This window comes from Trichocoleus sp. DQ-U1 (assembly GCF_039961925.1).
Classification (GTDB): domain Bacteria; phylum Cyanobacteriota; class Cyanobacteriia; order Cyanobacteriales; family FACHB-T130; genus FACHB-T130.
In genome coordinates this window covers 1-16,272 of record NZ_JAMPKB010000020.1, presented here as the reverse complement: position 1 = coordinate 16,272, position 16,272 = coordinate 1, and the positions used below count along the sequence as shown (strand labels likewise).

Sequence of the window (16,272 nt, the reverse complement as noted above, 5' to 3'; positions counted from 1 at the left end):
TTGCTACTTGGATCTCCCCATTTATCCGGGAACGCACTAGCATATAAGGGTGACTGATACCTACTATCCTTTGCGTTCCTTAAGAGAGGGTCACTGGTTTAAGCTCATTTGCGGAGCTAGTTTCCAACACCTCCCTGCCGTCCGAAATCTTACGTTGGCATATACCCTTGCTGGGGCTGACTGTATCGATGTTGCCGCTGACCCAGCAGTTATTGCTGCGGCGAAAGAAGGTATAAAGGCTGCGGCTACCCTTGCCGATGCCGCCCGCGATCGCGGCTATTGCGTAGAAGGTTTGCCGTGGCTGATGGTCAGCCTAAATGATGGGGAAGATCCTCATTTCCGAAAAGCTGAATTTAACTCAACTGAGTGTCCAGCAGATTGCTGGCGACCTTGTGAAAGTATTTGTCCGGCTGATGCGATCGCTTTTGACTTTGGCCAGAACGGTTTTTCAGGGGTGATCGATCAACGTTGTTATGGCTGCGGACGGTGTATTCCCGTATGCCCAAATAATTTAATTTATACTCGTTCTTATGTATCCGCACCGGAAGCGATCGCACCTTTGGTATTTCAAAGCGGCGTAGATGCCTTAGAAATTCACACGCAAGTTGGCAGAATAGAGGACTTTAAACGACTCTGGAGTGCGATCGCGCCTTGGGTAAACCAGCTCAAGCTTTTAGCCATTAGTTGTCCAGATGGTGAAGCGATGCTTGATTACCTCCGAGCGCTATACGAATTGATGGCACCCCTACCTTGTCCTCTCATCTGGCAAACAGATGGGCGTCCTATGAGCGGCGATATTGGCGATGGCACAACGATAGCTGCTGTAAAGTTAGGTCAAAAAGTTCTAACTGCGGGATTGCCCGGATATGTGCAGTTAGCAGGAGGCACTAATCGCCACACTGTTGGCAAACTTAGGACAATGGGACTGCTCAACAACCACCAAAAGCCAGAAGTCCAAGAGTCAAAAGTCGGAAGGGCATCTCTATCAAGCATCCCTGTAGGGAACCAGGGATCAACGAAAAACCCGCTCCAACCAACTCAAACTTTTCCCGCTCAATCCCCTAATATCGCCGGGATTGCTTATGGCAGCTACGCTCGTGTTTTGTTATCACCCATTTTGGATGAATTAGAAAAAATGAATATAAACGAAGTAGGTGGGAATACCTCCGCGTCAAGTCAAACACCTTTACCTGGACGCTTGGAAGAAAAGCCGGATTTACTCTGGCAAGCTGTTGATCTTGCTCACTCGCTAGTTTCTCAACTCAAAACCTTTTCCCAATAGCCAGTAGAAGCGCGCTTTTAGATATGCCATCGATTAAAAGGTTGGAGGTTAAAAGATTGACCATTTGCAAAAATCGACTTTTCAACGCGATCGCCAACCTGCAACGCTTCCCAGGTAAAGAACAAACATCAACATCAGTTATTTAAATCACCAATTGTGGATAAAAACGTCACTGTACAAAGAATGCAGATTACAGACGATCTCCAGAAATTACTGGACGTGTTACCGAATGAAATTCGGCAACCTTTAGAGCAGCATCCGGGACGGGATAAGTTAGTTGAGGTTGTCCTAGACTTGGGGCGTCTTCCAGAGGCTCGGTTTGCTAAACAGGCAGAGTATCTCTCCGAAACGCCAGTGTCGAAAGAACAACTGAATTATTGTGTAGACCGGGTAGGAAATTTTGGTGGGGATAACCGAGCAGGACTAGAGCGAACTCTGCACCGGATTAGCGCTATCCGCAACCGAAGCGGCGAGATCATTGGTCTTACCTTGAGGGTAGGTCGAGCCGTGTTTGGCACCATCGGCATGATTCGCGACCTAGTAGAAACAGGTCAATCGATTCTGATGCTGGGGCGTCCCGGTGTTGGCAAAACAACAGCACTGCGGGAAATCGCCAGAGTTTTAGCCGACGATTTACAGAAACGAGTTGTCATTATCGACACCTCCAACGAAATCGCTGGGGATGGTGACGTTCCTCATCCAGCAATTGGTAGAGCTAGACGGATGCAAGTCGCCCGTCCCGAACTCCAGCATCAAGTCATGATTGAGGCAGTAGAAAACCATATGCCAGAAGTCATCGTCATTGATGAGATTGGCACAGAACTAGAAGCCTTGGCAGCTCGAACGATTGCTGAACGAGGTGTTCAACTGGTGGGTACAGCTCACGGAAATCGGATTGAAAATCTGATTAAAAATCCAACGTTATCTGACTTAGTGGGTGGCATTCAGGCCGTAACTTTGGGAGATGACGAAGCCAGACGCCGGGGTAGCCAAAAGACGGTTTTGGAACGCAAAGCCCCGCCAACCTTTGAAATTGCTGTTGAAATGCTAGAACGGCAGCGCTGGGTGGTGCATGAAAGTGTTGCCGATACCGTTGACACCCTGCTGCGGGGGCGTCAGCCGGGTTATCAAGTTAGGACAACCAGCGAGACTGGGGAAGTTACGATTACCCATGAGACCCCCCAAGCACCGTCACTCATGCGACCAGCGATGAGCGGAGGTAGCCGTATATCCTCCACCCACGACGCCCCAGCGCGACCAATGGGCTGGCGGGCTTCTGGGCAAATGACTCCATTACCAATGCAGTCAGAATCAACGCGAGGCATGAGGGCAGAACCGCAAAACCTATTAGCTAGAGGAGAAGAATCTGCCTCTACTTCATTGCCTGTCTCTTCTAACCTTGCACCTTCTTTTGAGCAGATGCTGGATCAATCTTGGCATCAACCTCAGGCGATCGGAAATGAAACCTTTGTGGGGCCAAATGGCGAAGAGTTGCCATTGCACGTTTATCCTTATGGGGTGAGCAGCCAACAATTAGAGCAAGTCATTCGGGTGCTGAATTTGCCCATCTTGCTGACGAAGGATATGGATAGCGCGGATGCAGTTTTGGCGATTCGGTCGCACGTAAAAAACCATTCCAAGCTACGACATATTGCCAAAGCCCGTCAGGTTCCCATCCATGCAATCAAGGCAAGTACCATTCCCCAGATTACCCGCGCCCTAAGGCGTCTGCTGGATATGGATGACTCTCAGGTTCTAGATGTCCCCGAACTCAGCTTATTTACTAGTAGCGGTAGTGAAGACGAGATTGAGGCTCTCGAAGAAGCCCGCCTTGCCGTGGAGCAAATCGTGATTCCCAAAGGACAGCCGGTGGAACTCCTGCCGCGTTCTTCTAAAGTTCGTAAAATGCAACACGAACTCGTCGAACACTATCGCCTCAACTCTGACAGTTTTGGGGAAGAACCGAACCGACGGCTGCGAATTTATCCCGCCTAGTCGAAAAAGCTGTGGATCTATATGGGGCGTTGCACAGTAGAAAGATGATAATCTGGCGCAAAGACGAGGTAGCGCGGAGTTTAAAAGAAAATCATCGCATGATTGTGCAACACCCTATATGGGTTTCGAGGAGGTAAAGATGTCGAAAAAGCTAAAACACTTTCCCGGCAGGCTTTCCATAAGAAGAGGAGAAGCTGGCTAGGAGAGCCACACTGTTTAACTGGTAAGCGTTCAAGAAGCCTTTTGGTTGTGAGGCAAGGAAGTGTGAGATTGGTAAAACAGAGGGATAAGCATTAGGGAGCTAACCGATGAAATGTCCATTCTGTGATCACCCTCGACCGCACCGACATGGAAAAACGAGTAAAGGCAGCCAACGGTATCGGTGCTCTAGCTGTGAGGAAACGTTCACCGATACCTTCGATACGCTGTACTACCGTCGTCAAGTCAGTCCTGAGCAAGCTTGAACCCTGCTACAAGCTCATAGTGAAGGCAGCAGTCTGCGAGGCTTGAGCCGAACCAGTGGCTTGGCGTATGGCACCGTTGTCAGCATTATTCGAGCCAGCACTACCAAAGGGCAACTGGTTCACAATCAAGAGGTGCAAGCGGTTGAGACCGAGGAGATTGGAGCAGACGAGTTTTGGTCGTTTGTGAAAAAAAGCAGAAGCAGTGTCAACCAGAGGACATCGAAGTCGGAGACTGCTGGGTTGCATTGAGTGTGGCGCAACAGAGTGGGTTAGTTTTAGCCGCGCGAGTGGGCAAACATACCGATGAGTTATTGCTGGAATTAGTGGTGAGTACTGAGGGAAAAACGACTTGTCAGGAATGGAATACGGACGGATGGGGTGGTTACGAACGAGTTTTGCCGCAGACGGTTGACCATTACATTGGCAAAGCTCTGACTCAACGAGTGGAGCGTACCAATGGAATCCTCAGACAACAAACAGGACGATGGCATCGACGCCAAAATAAGTTTGGCAAGCAGTGGTATCAGACAATCAGGACAACCCGATTAGCCGTCAGTTATTTCAACTGGATCTGGTGCCATTCAAGATCACAAACGACGGCGGCTCAACGGGCAGGATTAGCTACTCATCGTTGGTCGTGGGATGATCTAGTTTCCTACCCCACATTTCTCTGACGCACAACCAAGCCTTTTCTATGCGTCAATTTCCAAAAATCCATACTGAGTCTTCACCATTTATCTACTGATGAAGAAGGATTTAAGAGAAATTTCCTAAAAATGGTTGACAATTCCCTAGTAGGAACTGCTACTATAACGAAGGTTGATGCGATGGGGTGTCGCCAAGTGGTAAGGCAGCTGGTTTTGGTCCAGCCATTCCGAGGTTCGAATCCTTGCACCCCAGTTAAATTTTGAAACCTAAGTTTTGAGAAACCTAGTAGAGACGCGATAGCTCGCGTCTCTACTGGTTATTGGGCTTGTTGGGCAAATTGTGCCAAGATAAACCGAAAGATTGCGGCTTTAGAACCATGCGTGCAAGTTATCCAAATATTCTCGCCCTTGACTTTGACGGTGTTATCTGTGACGGGCTAATCGAGTATTTTCAGACAGCTTGGCGCACCTACTGTCAAATTTGGGCACCGCCTAATCTCACACCTCCACATGGTTTGGCTGAAAGTTTCTACCAGCGACGACCGATTATAGAAATCGGTTGGGAAATGCCGGTGGCAATCCGGGCGCTAATATTGGGCATTCCTGACGAAAAGATGTTGCAAGATTGGTCAGGGGTGGCTCAGCAAATCTTGCAAGAAGATAATTTGAATGCGGCTGATATCGGCACGAAGCTCGATCGTATCCGGGATGACTGGATTGATAGGGATTTAGAGGGTTGGCTAGCCTTGCATCGTTTCTATCCAGGTGTTGTTGAAAAAATGCATCGGATGGAATCGGAGAAGGCATCGCTTCCAGATACACCCATCCAAACGTACATCGTCACTACCAAAGAGGGACGCTTTGTCCGCCAGTTGTTGCAGCAACAGGGTATCCAACTACCCGATCGATGCATTATTGGGAAAGAAAATCGGCGTCCTAAGTACGAAATTTTGCGCGAACTCAGTAGCGATTCGTCGGTTCACCTTTGGTTTGTGGAAGATCGCTTGAAAACTCTGCAAACTGTGCAACAGCAACCAGACCTCAATGATATCAAGCTGTTTCTTGCCGATTGGGGTTACAATACTGCTGCTCAACGAGAGTCGGTCGCGTATCAGGAACGAATTCAGCTTTTATCTCTGTCTCAGTTTGCTCAAGATTTTTCGGCTTGGACTTAGATGAGAAAAGGGAACCCAAGGTTAGAGGGATGGAGAAGTATCAAGTGTAAATTATAAATTCATCCCGATCGCCTTGATGTTTCATGCTTTAAGCTGAGAGCTGATAGGCGAAAAGCGGATAGCTGACTATGCTTGACCTAACCAAACTCGCGCGGCAAATGCAGGGGATTAGTCAACACCTGACGGTAGAGGCTGCTGCCAGTCGCCAACGCTTGGAACGCGCCCAGCACTTACTGACGCTGGCTCAAAAGTCTCAGGCAGATTTAGTACATCTGCAAGAAAAGTGGCGCGATCGCTTGGGGTTTGCAGCAGCCGCACCCATTGAATCTCTAAGCACTGCCATTGACCTTCCTACCCCTCCGGCTGTCCATACGATTATTGCTACAGACGGGTCTCAGATTGCTCCGAGTCACCATGAAATTGCCTACTGCTATCTGATTAATGTGGGTCGGGTGGTGCTGCATTACGGACAAAGCTTGTATCCGCTCTTAGATAGCCTGCCAGAAGTCTTTTATCGTTCGGAAGACCTATATATTTCCCGCCAGTGGGGAATTCGCCCTGAGGAATGGATGGGCTATCGACGCACGGCTTCGGAGGCGTCTGTGTTGGCAGAATTGGCTGCTAGCTGGATTAACCGACCTTCACAAGTCACGTCAAGACAGGGAAACGGAAACAGAAAATCGGAAATTCCATCTTCAATTCCCGATCCCAAATCCCCAATCCCTGCCCTAGCAATGGTAGATGGATCGCTAATTTATTGGTTTCTGGAGCAGTTACCAGGAGAAGCCCGCGACCATATTTTGCCTCCGATTCTGGAAGCTTGGGATGTTCTACGCGATACGGGGATTCCAATTATGGGCTACCTGAGCGCTTCTCGCAGCAGCGAAGCACTGAACTTCCTGCGTTTGCCAGCCTGTCCGCATCCAGTTCCCGACTGTATGACTCATTGTCCTGGTCAGTTTGACCGGGCACCCTGCCAGGTTTTCGATCCTTTGCGGGATACTGCCCTCTGGGCGTCTCAATTGCAGCCCGGTCAACGCAGTCCTCTATGGCGCAGTTCTGCACGAATTCTGGAGTTGTACGGTGCCCATCAAATCTACTTCTGCTACGTCCATGTCGGGACTGAAATTGCTCGCGTGGAAGTTCCCGCTTGGGTGGCGGAGAATCCAGAGAAGCTGGATGTTTCGCTCAGCTTGATGTTGGCTCAGGTGCAGAAGGGTTATGGCTATCCGGTGGCGCTTGCAGAGGCACACAATCAGGCAGTCGTGCGAGGGGGCGATCGCGCTCGTTTCTTTGCCTTACTCGAACAACAAATGATTAAGGCTGGTTTGAGAAATGTCGGGACTTCCTATAAAGAAGCCAGGAAGCGCGGTAGTATCGCCTGATGGCATCTCTCAAAAGGACGTTGGCTCGTCTGCCAGGGTCTCAATTAATAAATTCATCTGCTGTTGCCGCTCTTGCAGAAAGATTTCACATTGGCGCAAGTATTCTACCGCAGCGGTAAATTCTTCAAAAACGTCGGCAAGTTCTAGCTTCCCGGCTTCAATTTGCCGAATGATCCCTTCAACTTTGGCAACCGTCGCTTCGTAGTTCCAATCTTTCGGAAATTGGGTATTGACGCGGCGATCGCTTGAGCCGTCGGTGGTGCTGGTGCGTTTGCTCATAAAAAATCCCCGTATCGCGTGAAATAGCTACTCTTTGCTATTTATAATTTCACTAATTTTGACTTTAATTTGTCCTGTGCCTAGCTGAACTTGTAGTTCCTGTCCGAGTGCCAGTCCTTCTGTGGAACGCGCGATCGCACCATCTTGTTGTCGGACTACGGCGTAACCTCGTTGCAGAACGCTTTCAGGATCAAGCGTGGCTAGCTTTTGTCGGAGCATCTGACAGTGTTGGTTTGCCTGTGCTAAATGTCGCGCCGTTCCTTGTAACAGTTGTTGACGTTTCCAAGCGATCGCTTGTTTTTCTTGGTGAATTTGTCGGTCTAACGGAATCCGCCGCAAGCGGCTTCGCACTCTTTGTAATTGTTCTTGAGCGTTTTCCATGTGTTGATTCACAGCTTCAGTCAAGGCGAGGACACGTTCCTGGTGTTCTGCGTAAAGACTTGCCAGTTCTGGAACTACTTGTTCGGCGGCGGCTGTGGGAGTGTGAGCATAAGCATCGGCAACTAAGTCAGCCAAAGATTCATCTCGCTGATGACCAATTCCAGTAATCACGGGAATCGAACAATTTGCGATCGCTCGCACTACCCGTTCATCATTGAAGCAAGCTAGCTCCTCAACCGCACCACCCCCGCGCGACAAAATTAGGACTTCAGCGCGACCATCCCGTTCCACTCGCTCAATCGCCGAGACAATCAATGCTGGGGCTTGTTCGCCCTGAACTAACGCCGGTGAAAACAAAACTTGCAAACCCGGATAACGTTGCTTGAGCGTGCGTTGAATATCTCCCCAGGCAGCAGCTTGTGGCGACGTGACAACAGCGATGGTTTGGGGATGAGTGGGGAGCGATCGCTTGCGTTCTGGATCGAACAATCCTTCTGCCTCCAACCGATTTCGCAGCTGGCGATAGCGCAATGCCTGTAACCCCTCTCCCGCTGGTAGCGCCTGCCAGACAATCAGCTGGTACTGTCCTCGCTGGGGATAAACTCGGATACTGCCCAAAACAATCAACTGCTCTCCTTGCACCGGCAGCTGCATCAGCTTATTTAGCTGACTGTTCCATATCACACAACTCATTGCCGCCTTAGCATCCGGATCTTGCAGGGTGAAGAATAGTCCACTGCGATACTGAGAGGCGCTAGAGACTTCACCTGTCACCCAGACTTGCTGTAGTTGTTCATCCTGCTCTAACAGCAGTTGCAAATAAGACGTTAACCCAGCCACCGATACAGCTGTATCTGGAACCAGCTGATTGGAAAGATAATAGTTCATCGCCGAAAGATAAGGAAAATATAGGAATTGAGGCATCAGGAAACGCAGAGGATGCTCAAATAAGCCTAGATCAAGCCATTTACAGTTTCTGTCTCTAGATTAGCGAGACTCGGCTGCATTCGTTGATTTTTGACAAAACTGACGTGACCAAAGTGGCGATCGCAAATCTCACTTGTTGCTTAAAACAGGCTAGACGTTTATTGACCGATTTTCTCTCTCAGTGTTGGGTAAAAGTAGAACATTTGAACTACAATAGAGATTCCTATCGCGAGCCTTGCCAGGGGGTTCCCCCATCCGTGTAAAGCTTGATGTAAGGGCACTTGCGGCTCTCATTTGTTGCTAAAAGTGATATAATAAAATATCTGAAACTAAAATTTGTCGCTATTTGGGACAATTTTAAGTTTCGGTGCCAATCGTTGAAGTAACCCTAGTTAGTGGAAATTTCCTACTCACTTACAAAGCCAAAAACTTGGTAAACCTGAGTGGGCAAATGGCTAAAACCAGCATTCATTTTGTATCAAAAGGCGGTGGATTCCATCGTTTCTGCCTGTGGAGGCTGTAAGGATGTCTTGTTAGACATTTCTACTATCAGAACCAGCCATCGAAGCAGGAAACTCCAGTCCGCAAGGCGGAGAAGCCCACACAAAAGCAACTTTTGCTAAGTGTGAAAAAAATCTCACCACACCTGATTCTGTTCTTGAGGCATTAATGGCTATCCAAATCACGAACAATCCCGACAAGGACAAAGCCCTGAGCCTGGTGCTAAACCAAATTGAGCGCAGCTTTGGCAAAGGAGCAATTATGCGCCTAGGAGATGCCACCCGCATGAAGGTGGAAACAATTTCCACTGGAGCGCTGACCCTGGATTTAGCTTTAGGCGGTGGCTTGCCGAAGGGACGGGTGATTGAAATATATGGCCCGGAAAGTTCTGGTAAGACAACCCTCGCTTTGCACGCGATCGCTGAAGTGCAAAAATTAGGAGGAGTTGCTGCTTTTGTTGATGCTGAACACGCCCTAGATCCCGCTTACGCAGCTGTACTAGGCGTTGATATTGACAATCTTTTGGTTTCTCAACCCGACACCGGAGAAGCTGCCTTAGAAATTGTCGATCAGCTAGTTCGCTCTGCGGCAGTGGATATCGTGGTCATTGACTCGGTAGCTGCTTTGGTGCCTCGCGCTGAAATTGAAGGCGAAATGGGCGATTCCCACATGGGTTTGCAAGCCCGTTTGATGAGTCAAGCTCTTCGCAAAATTACCGGAAACATCGGTAAATCCGGTTGTACGGTCGTTTTCCTCAACCAGCTGCGACAAAAGATTGGCGTCACCTACGGCAACCCAGAAACAACCACTGGTGGTAATGCCTTAAAGTTTTACGCTTCAGTGCGCTTGGATATTCGTCGGATTCAAACGCTGAAAAAAGGCAACGAAGAGTTTGGTAACCGAGCTAAAGTTAAAGTTGCCAAAAATAAAGTCGCCCCGCCCTTCCGCGTCGCAGAGTTTGACATTATCTTTGGCAAGGGAATCTCGACATTAGGGTGTATGGTTGACCTGGCAGAACAAACTGGGGTCATTACCCGTAAAGGAGCTTGGTATAGCTACAACGGTGATAACATTGCCCAAGGCCGGGATAACAGCATTAAGTACCTGGAAGAAAACTCTGAATTAATTCAAGAAATTGAGCAAAAGGTACGTCAAAAGCTAGAGATGGGGGCAGTTGTTCCTGCCAACTCTGTCACGCGAGTTGACGCCGAAGACGAAGAGTTAGAGGAAGAACTTTTAGACGACTAAAAGCGCTGTAGGGTGGGCGAGTCTACCCTATAAATAGTTTTTTGGGAAGCTTAGGGCTACTGTTACACATAAAAAACCCGTTTTCTTATTGGAAACGGGTTTTTCGTATAAATTCTTATAAAGTTTAGTTTTGTGTGCCTGGATCGGAAATTCGTCTACTGAAAAAACGGTCTAAAATTTCTGATTGCTGAGTCGGAGTTAGCTGAGGGTCTACAGGAGATTCCAAAACTGGGACTAATGGATCTCTAATGGCAGAGGGGCCAGAGAGGAAATGTAGAGTCTCTTTTTGGCACTCGGTGTTGGGAGGCTGAACTGTTGTAGGAGAGGTAGGTGTTTCTACTTCTGTAACCGGAAGCGATTGCTCTGCATTTGTCAGGGCATTAATTTCTGCCATTAGGGTTGAAGAGACATTATCCACCATGCAGATAGTATTGCCCAGGAAAAAGGAGAAAGCCAGACCACCTAGACGAATGCGATCGCCGTCCTTGAGAAGAACACGTTTGTATACGGGTTCGCCATTAACGAAAGTCCCATTTGTACTATTCAGGTCAACCAGATAAAACCCCTGATCGTCGATATATCGAATCGCTGCATGATTGCGAGACAACCGTCTATCCGGAATCGGTAGGGCAGCTTGACGCGCCCGCCCCAGTGTCCAAATTCGCTGCGGCTGAAACAACATTTGCGTTTTAGCATCTATTAAATTTGTGACTAGATAGACTTGCTGCTCCTGCGCTACGCCTTGGATATATCGAGGTGCAATGCCACTAAGAAATTTATTGCCGCTATCTTCTAGCTTCAGAATCTCATCTAGTAAACCACGATGATGCTCATAGAGCTTAAGGAATACCTGATATAGACCCAAGCGTTGTTCTAGTTCCATGTGTTGGGATGACACTTAATCTTAGGTGAGGCTCAGCCGATGAAGTAACGCAGAACCTTATCGGCTTTCAACAAGGGAAGCCAAAGACTGCAAGAATGTCGTTAAGCCAAATAACTGAATCTAGCCTATTTTACTCGCAAGTTCTCAGGGTGCGAAATACTCACCAGATCCCTTCTTTCAAGCTTAGATTGTCTTACCCCTTAGAGGAATCCGCAAGATTACTGGAAACGATCAGCTTTATGGCTTACGTTGGGATTTTTGTTCTAGGCGAAACAGCCAAACCATCAAAGCAACTACGCCAATTTGTAGTGCTAAGTTAGGCACGGCTGAGGCAATTTCCCGACCGGAGGCTAACTTGGCAAGAAAGACCATCCCTCCGATAAAGCCAGAAGCGCCGCACGCCACATAAACAAATTGCCTAAGACCTTTGTAGGGAGTAGCAAGTTCAGCTTTTAGTTGTGCATACTGTTCAGCACTGACTTTCCGAGTGCCTTTGATGTTGCGGGTGCGATTTTTTAATTTTGGGTCTACCATCCGTCTCGATCCCCACCGACTTTAGATCCATCTTGGCATGATGGTGGTCGGCAGCAGCGGCGGCTGGTGCTATAAATTTGAACGCGATCGCATTTCTTCCAGAAATTGGGTGCAACAGTTTCTATCTAAACCTGCTACGATAGTAAATCGGCAGTGCCGGTGTAGCTCAGTGGTAGAGCATTCGATTCGTAATCGAACGGTCGGCGGTTCAAATCCGCCCATCGGCTTGAATCAAATGTACAGTGACTAATTATTTGTCGTCGGTGACTATTTGTTGTCGCTGCGAATAATTATCTGTCGTTAGGACAGATTAGTGTCGCTGAAGCAGCAGTGACAAATTGATGTCATTTAATATCTATCACTCAAAGCGCACAACGATCACGAATCGAATGCTCCTTTCAATCCACTCTAACACCTACAGTTCAACCCACTCCTAGGTGGGATGGTCGTTGAAACTTGGGGTATTTAAAGATCAAGCCCAGAAGATTGCCCGCTTTCAACCGACCCCTAGTTGGGATGGTCGTTGAAACCCTCTACTGTCAGCATCTTGCATTTGATAGCGATCGCTATCAACCCACCCCTAGTGGGGATGGTCGTTGAAACGGTATAGGAGGCGATCGCCTGTTCTTCTCCCTTGCTCTTTCAACCCACCCCTAGTGGGGATGGTCGTTGAAACGTTGAAAATTCGATCCAACACGGTCATCGGATTTTCTTTCAACCCACCCCTAGTTGGGATGGTCGTTGAAACATGATTTCTGCTCTATGCCCGTGAGGAAGCTGTTAACTTTCAACCCACCCCTAGTTGGGATGGTCGTTGAAACTTGGCTAGCCTGGTAGGAATTCTTCAGGTCGCTGACCTTTCAACCGACCCCTAGTTGGGATGGTCGTTGAAACAAAGAACGAACAGCCCTTAAAAATGAAATCAAAGAGCCTTTCAACCCACCCCTAGTTGGGATGGTCGTTGAAACTTTTAGGGATATTCGCCGGCTAAACATCCCAACAGCTTTCAACCCACCCCTAGTTGGGATGGTCGTTGAAACTGCAATTGATTGATGGTCATCCGTTCGCTATCATCTTTCAACCCACCCCTAGTTGGGATGGTCGTTGAAACCTGATTCAATTAACCCTTCCCAGCACATATCTCGGTTCTTTCAACCCACCCCTAGGTGGGATGGTCGTTGAAACCTGCTTCTCGTACCGGGCATTCAAATCCTCCACCCTTTCAACCCACCCCTAGTTGGGATGGTCGTTGAAACCAAAGTCGCGCTGGGCGGCGTACCTTTTTTCGATGGCTTTCAACCCACCCCTAGTTGGGATGGTCGTTGAAACTAGGGGTGGTAGAGTCTATCCGGATAGACTCTACCACCCCTAGTTGGGATGGTGTACAAATGACAGCAACAACAGGCAAGGACTTGTAAAGGTCGTCCCATCATGCGAATGGATTTGCGTTTAGTGGGGAGAGAGCAGGAACGGAATCAGCCTGAGCAAGGTGTTTAAAGAGGACGTCTCAGCCTCTGGTTGAACGTTCCATATCGGCAGCTATCATCCTAACTGGTTGATTTAATAACTAGACAATAATGACGTTAAATATCAATCTGCTGCCTCATCACCGTGCTAAAACGCTGCGGGAATCTGGGAAACAATATTATGTGGATGCTAAGGGCGATCGCTTTCCTAGCGTCTCCACTATCCTCAACGCCACCAAACCGCAAGAAGATCGAGAAGCACTCTTCAACTGGCGCAACCGAGTTGGAGCAGAGGAAGCCAACCGAATTTCTGGTGCTGCTAGCCGTCGCGGTACGTCCACTCACAAGCACATTCAGCGTTATCTACTGGGGGAAAATGCCGCCTGTCCAGACGCGGCTAAACCTTACTGGGATAGCATAGAGCCGGTGTTGCAAGACATTCACGAGGTAAGGCTCGTGGAAGGTTCTGTCTTCCACTACGATTTGAGTTATGCGGGTCGAGTGGATTGCGTTGCGAGTTATAAGGGCATTCCCTGCGTCTGTGACTGGAAAACCGCTGATAAGCCGAAAGGGTCAGTTGAACGCCTCCGTGATAGCCCGCTTCAGTTAGCGGCTTATATGGGCGCGGTTAATCAATTTTACCAAGAGTATGGTATCCATCTGCGTCATGCCTTGCTGGTTGTAGCGGTTCCGGAAATGCCTGCTGAGGTGTTCTGGTTTGAACCAGATAATATGATGATTTACTGGCAGCAGTGGGAGCGCAGAGTTGGGGAATTTTGGCAGCGTAGAGGAACAATGACGCCTTCAAGCATCTAATTCTCCTTAAGATAATGCCATCCCTGCTAGCTCTTAAATCACTACGGACTGAATGCACGCACAGTCGCGATCGCCAACTACCCTGGAATCATCAGCAGTCCGGATAAAACACTTGAAATGAAAAGAAGCTCTAAAGTTTTAGCAGGGCTAATCGGTGCTTATATCAATGATACGTTGGGTTTCCCAGCCAAATTTATTACCAGATGGATCGGGTGAAGTCGCCTGTAACAGAGATGATAGGTTCTGGAACTTATAATCAACCTGCTGGCACCTGGTCAGATAATAGCTCCCTTATCTTCTGCTTCGCAAAATCGTGGCGGTACTAAAAGCGGTGAATTTAGGCAACGATACGCATACCACTGCTGCCGTTACTGGTGGCTTAGCAGGAATTTATTACAGTATTGAAAATATTCTTGAAGAATGGATCGAGCAAATTGCCAGGATTGAAGACATCATTGACTTAGCAACACGTCTGGAAGCAGCTATCTATAGCTAATTTCTCACATTATCTGAAATCCACTGAAGATAGGGTGGAGAGCCAGCTAAGATTGGCAAAGCAATAATTTCTGGTACTTCATAAGAGTGCAACTCTCGAATCTTGGCTTCGAGGGCGGGGAAGTGCGCTAAATCTGTTTTAATGATTAGCTGCCATTCCTCTTCTGAGTTAACCTTACCTTGCCAAGTATAGACAGAATGCACTGGCATTAAGTTAACGCAAGCCGCTAGCTGGGATGCAACTAAATTTTGCGCGATCGCTTCTGCCTCTTGTCGCGAAGACGCCGTTACGAACACTACAGCGTAACGAGTTGTACCAGAATCCCGATCCATAACCTGTAACTTAGTCCACAAAAAATCCCAAATCTATCAGAAATTATCAGTTAGCTTTCTCCCAACTACCCAACCATTGCTCTAACTGGTTGTTCAAAAGGTGTCACACTACCACTAACAGTTGCTTCTGAGTATGAGTTTTGGTGTTCTGATGGCAGCACAGCGCCATTCATTTGAGCATCTTCCAAGTTAGTTCCTACCAGCTTTGCCTCACTCAAATCTGCTTCACTCAAGTTTGCTCTACTCAGAATCGTCCAGCTTAAGTCTGCCCCTTCCAAAGACGCCTTTGCCAGGTTTGCTCCCCGCAGATCTGCTCCTTTCAGATTGGCCCTACGCAGTGTCGCTTGGCTGAGATCTACTGCGCTCAGGTTAGCGCCTTCCAGGTTAGCGCCACTCAGTCTGGCATCATTAAGGTTGGCTCCCTCTAAATCAACTCCGCCCAGGTCTAATCCTTTTAAAAAAGCTCTTCTGAAGTTAACACCATTTAAGGAAGCGCCATACAATTTCGCGCCTGTGAGTCTCGCTTCGCACAAATTAGCCCAACTAAGGTTAACGCCACTGAGATTTGCTTCCCGCAGATTAATCCTTTGCATATTTGCTCCACAGAGATTAGCACCCCAAAGGTTAGCTACTCGAAGATTAGCACTGCTGAGATTTGCACCGCTCAGTTTGGCTCCAGGCAATTTTGACTTCACTAGAAACGCTCCACTGAGGTTCGCTTTCGTCAAGTCTGCTTCTACCAGTTTGCCTTCGCTCAGTTTGATAAAACTTAGATCGGCCCAGTTTAGGCAAGCACCCGTTAAGTCTGACTTTGTTAGGAAAGCTCGACTCAGATTAGCTCCTCTCAGGTTAGCGCCCGTGAGATTGACCCCAATGAGCGTCACTCCCCTCAAGTCACTTCCGTTGAGATCGATCCCGGCAAAGTCTCTTTGTCCGTCTTCATAAAGCTTAAGTAAATGGCTTACTTCCATAGCGCGATCGCTCCCTAGTTTATATAAACTGTTGAAGAGACTTGAAACGAATCTTACCAGGCTAAATAGCCACATTTTCTGCGGTTGTTTTTATAACAGAATCTTTCTTTATTCCAGTTTTATCTGTTATTTGCCGACGCCTTAATCAATATTTTACTTCTCTAGATTACCCTCCTTATAAGGTTTAAATAGATGATGTAACAAATATTTTTTTATATTTTCTTAAAACTCAATAATTCAGTAATTTTTCTAATAACAATCCTCTACAAAACCCATTTTCCGTAAAAATACGGTGGTCAGTTTATCTATAAATTCCTCTAATTTTTATAGACAGGTGAAGTGTCATTCAACAATCAACATAGTTTTCTAGCGAAGATTAGACTTCTTGCGTGAATAGCGAGAGTGTGAGTAAAAGTAGGTTAAGGGGGAAAGCCAGTATGACCTACGAACAACTCAAACAACTCAAACCAAGCGCCTTTAAACGTAGATG

The 16,272-nt window shown here is 47.8% G+C and carries 12 protein-coding genes, 2 tRNA genes, 2 pseudogenes and 1 CRISPR repeat array; of the genes and pseudogenes, 10 read left to right on the top strand and 6 right to left on the bottom strand.

Going from position 1 to position 16,272, the window contains the following annotated elements; genetic code table 11:
* Positions 1-49: 49 nt before the first annotated feature.
* The 6 genes and pseudogenes from NDI34_RS10780 (at position 50) to NDI34_RS10755 (ending at position 6,948) form a co-directional block, all read left to right on the top strand.
* Positions 50-1,282 carry an LdpA C-terminal domain-containing domain gene (locus tag NDI34_RS10780; protein ID WP_348232645.1) on the top strand — a complete coding sequence of 411 codons (1,233 nt, stop codon included), beginning with the start codon at positions 50-52 and terminating at the stop codon, positions 1,280-1,282.
* A gap of 183 nt (positions 1,283-1,465) precedes the next feature.
* Positions 1,466-3,277, top strand: a complete 1,812-nt coding sequence (locus NDI34_RS10775; RefSeq protein ID WP_190428646.1) for a R3H domain-containing nucleic acid-binding protein — start codon at positions 1,466-1,468, stop codon at positions 3,275-3,277.
* Positions 3,278-3,585: 308 nt separating this feature from the next.
* A pseudogene (locus NDI34_RS10770) lies at positions 3,586-4,415 on the top strand (IS1 family transposase).
* Positions 4,416-4,569: 154 nt separating this feature from the next.
* Positions 4,570-4,641 (top strand) — tRNA-Gln (locus tag NDI34_RS10765).
* 124 nt (positions 4,642-4,765) lie between these two features.
* On the top strand, positions 4,766-5,563 hold the full coding sequence (locus NDI34_RS10760) for an HAD family hydrolase (protein WP_348232644.1): 798 nt from the start codon (positions 4,766-4,768) through the stop codon (positions 5,561-5,563).
* A gap of 128 nt (positions 5,564-5,691) precedes the next feature.
* On the top strand, positions 5,692-6,948 hold the full coding sequence (locus NDI34_RS10755; protein ID WP_190411907.1) for a DNA double-strand break repair nuclease NurA: 1,257 nt from the start codon (positions 5,692-5,694) through the stop codon (positions 6,946-6,948).
* Between the two features lie 9 nt (positions 6,949-6,957).
* Here NDI34_RS10755 and xseB read toward each other — a convergent pair whose 3' ends face one another.
* Together xseB and xseA are read right to left on the bottom strand one after the other, a co-directional pair.
* Positions 6,958-7,227, bottom strand: a complete 270-nt coding sequence (gene xseB, locus NDI34_RS10750; protein WP_190411908.1) for an exodeoxyribonuclease VII small subunit — start codon at positions 7,225-7,227, stop codon at positions 6,958-6,960.
* A 27-nt stretch (positions 7,228-7,254) separates the two neighbouring features.
* A complete protein-coding gene (gene xseA / locus NDI34_RS10745; RefSeq protein WP_348232670.1) occupies positions 7,255-8,496 on the bottom strand; it encodes an exodeoxyribonuclease VII large subunit in 1,242 nt (413 codons plus the stop codon).
* Positions 8,497-9,204: 708 nt separating this feature from the next.
* Here xseA and recA point away from each other — a divergent pair.
* Positions 9,205-10,284: a recombinase RecA gene (recA, locus tag NDI34_RS10740; RefSeq protein ID WP_190411910.1), complete on the top strand. Its 1,080-nt coding sequence runs from the start codon at positions 9,205-9,207 to the stop codon at positions 10,282-10,284.
* Between the two features lie 124 nt (positions 10,285-10,408).
* On the opposite strand, the gene NDI34_RS10735 is transcribed toward recA, so the two are convergent.
* Positions 10,409-11,182 carry an FHA domain-containing protein gene (locus NDI34_RS10735; protein WP_339380224.1) on the bottom strand — a complete coding sequence of 258 codons (774 nt, stop codon included), beginning with the start codon at positions 11,180-11,182 and terminating at the stop codon, positions 10,409-10,411.
* Positions 11,183-11,404: 222 nt separating this feature from the next.
* A complete protein-coding gene (locus tag NDI34_RS10730; protein ID WP_190430332.1) occupies positions 11,405-11,701 on the bottom strand; it encodes a DUF3493 domain-containing protein in 297 nt (98 codons plus the stop codon).
* A 155-nt stretch (positions 11,702-11,856) separates the two neighbouring features.
* On the opposite strand from NDI34_RS10730, the gene NDI34_RS10725 reads away from it, so the two are divergent.
* From NDI34_RS10725 to NDI34_RS10715, 3 genes and pseudogenes are all read left to right on the top strand, one after another.
* Positions 11,857-11,928 (top strand) — tRNA-Thr (locus NDI34_RS10725).
* A gap of 192 nt (positions 11,929-12,120) precedes the next feature.
* A CRISPR array of direct repeats spans positions 12,121-13,092; the repeat unit is 35 nt; unit sequence TTCAACCCACCCCTAGTTGGGATGGTCGTTGAAAC.
* 186 nt (positions 13,093-13,278) lie between these two features.
* The gene (locus tag NDI34_RS10720) at positions 13,279-13,983 is read left to right on the top strand and encodes a PD-(D/E)XK nuclease family protein (RefSeq protein WP_348232643.1); all 705 of its coding nucleotides are present in this window, start codon (positions 13,279-13,281) and stop codon (positions 13,981-13,983) included.
* Between the two features lie 316 nt (positions 13,984-14,299).
* Positions 14,300-14,479: pseudogene (locus tag NDI34_RS10715) on the top strand (ADP-ribosylglycohydrolase family protein); the annotation flags it as partial.
* Here NDI34_RS10715 and cutA read toward each other — a convergent pair.
* Complete coding sequence (gene cutA / locus NDI34_RS10710) at positions 14,476-14,811, bottom strand: divalent-cation tolerance protein CutA (RefSeq protein WP_190411914.1); 336 nt, start codon at positions 14,809-14,811, stop codon at positions 14,476-14,478. The pseudogene NDI34_RS10715 and the gene cutA overlap by 4 nt on opposite strands.
* A gap of 65 nt (positions 14,812-14,876) precedes the next feature.
* Complete coding sequence (locus tag NDI34_RS10705) at positions 14,877-15,782, bottom strand: pentapeptide repeat-containing protein (protein WP_190411915.1); 906 nt, start codon at positions 15,780-15,782, stop codon at positions 14,877-14,879.
* Positions 15,783-16,272: the final 490 nt, after the last annotated feature.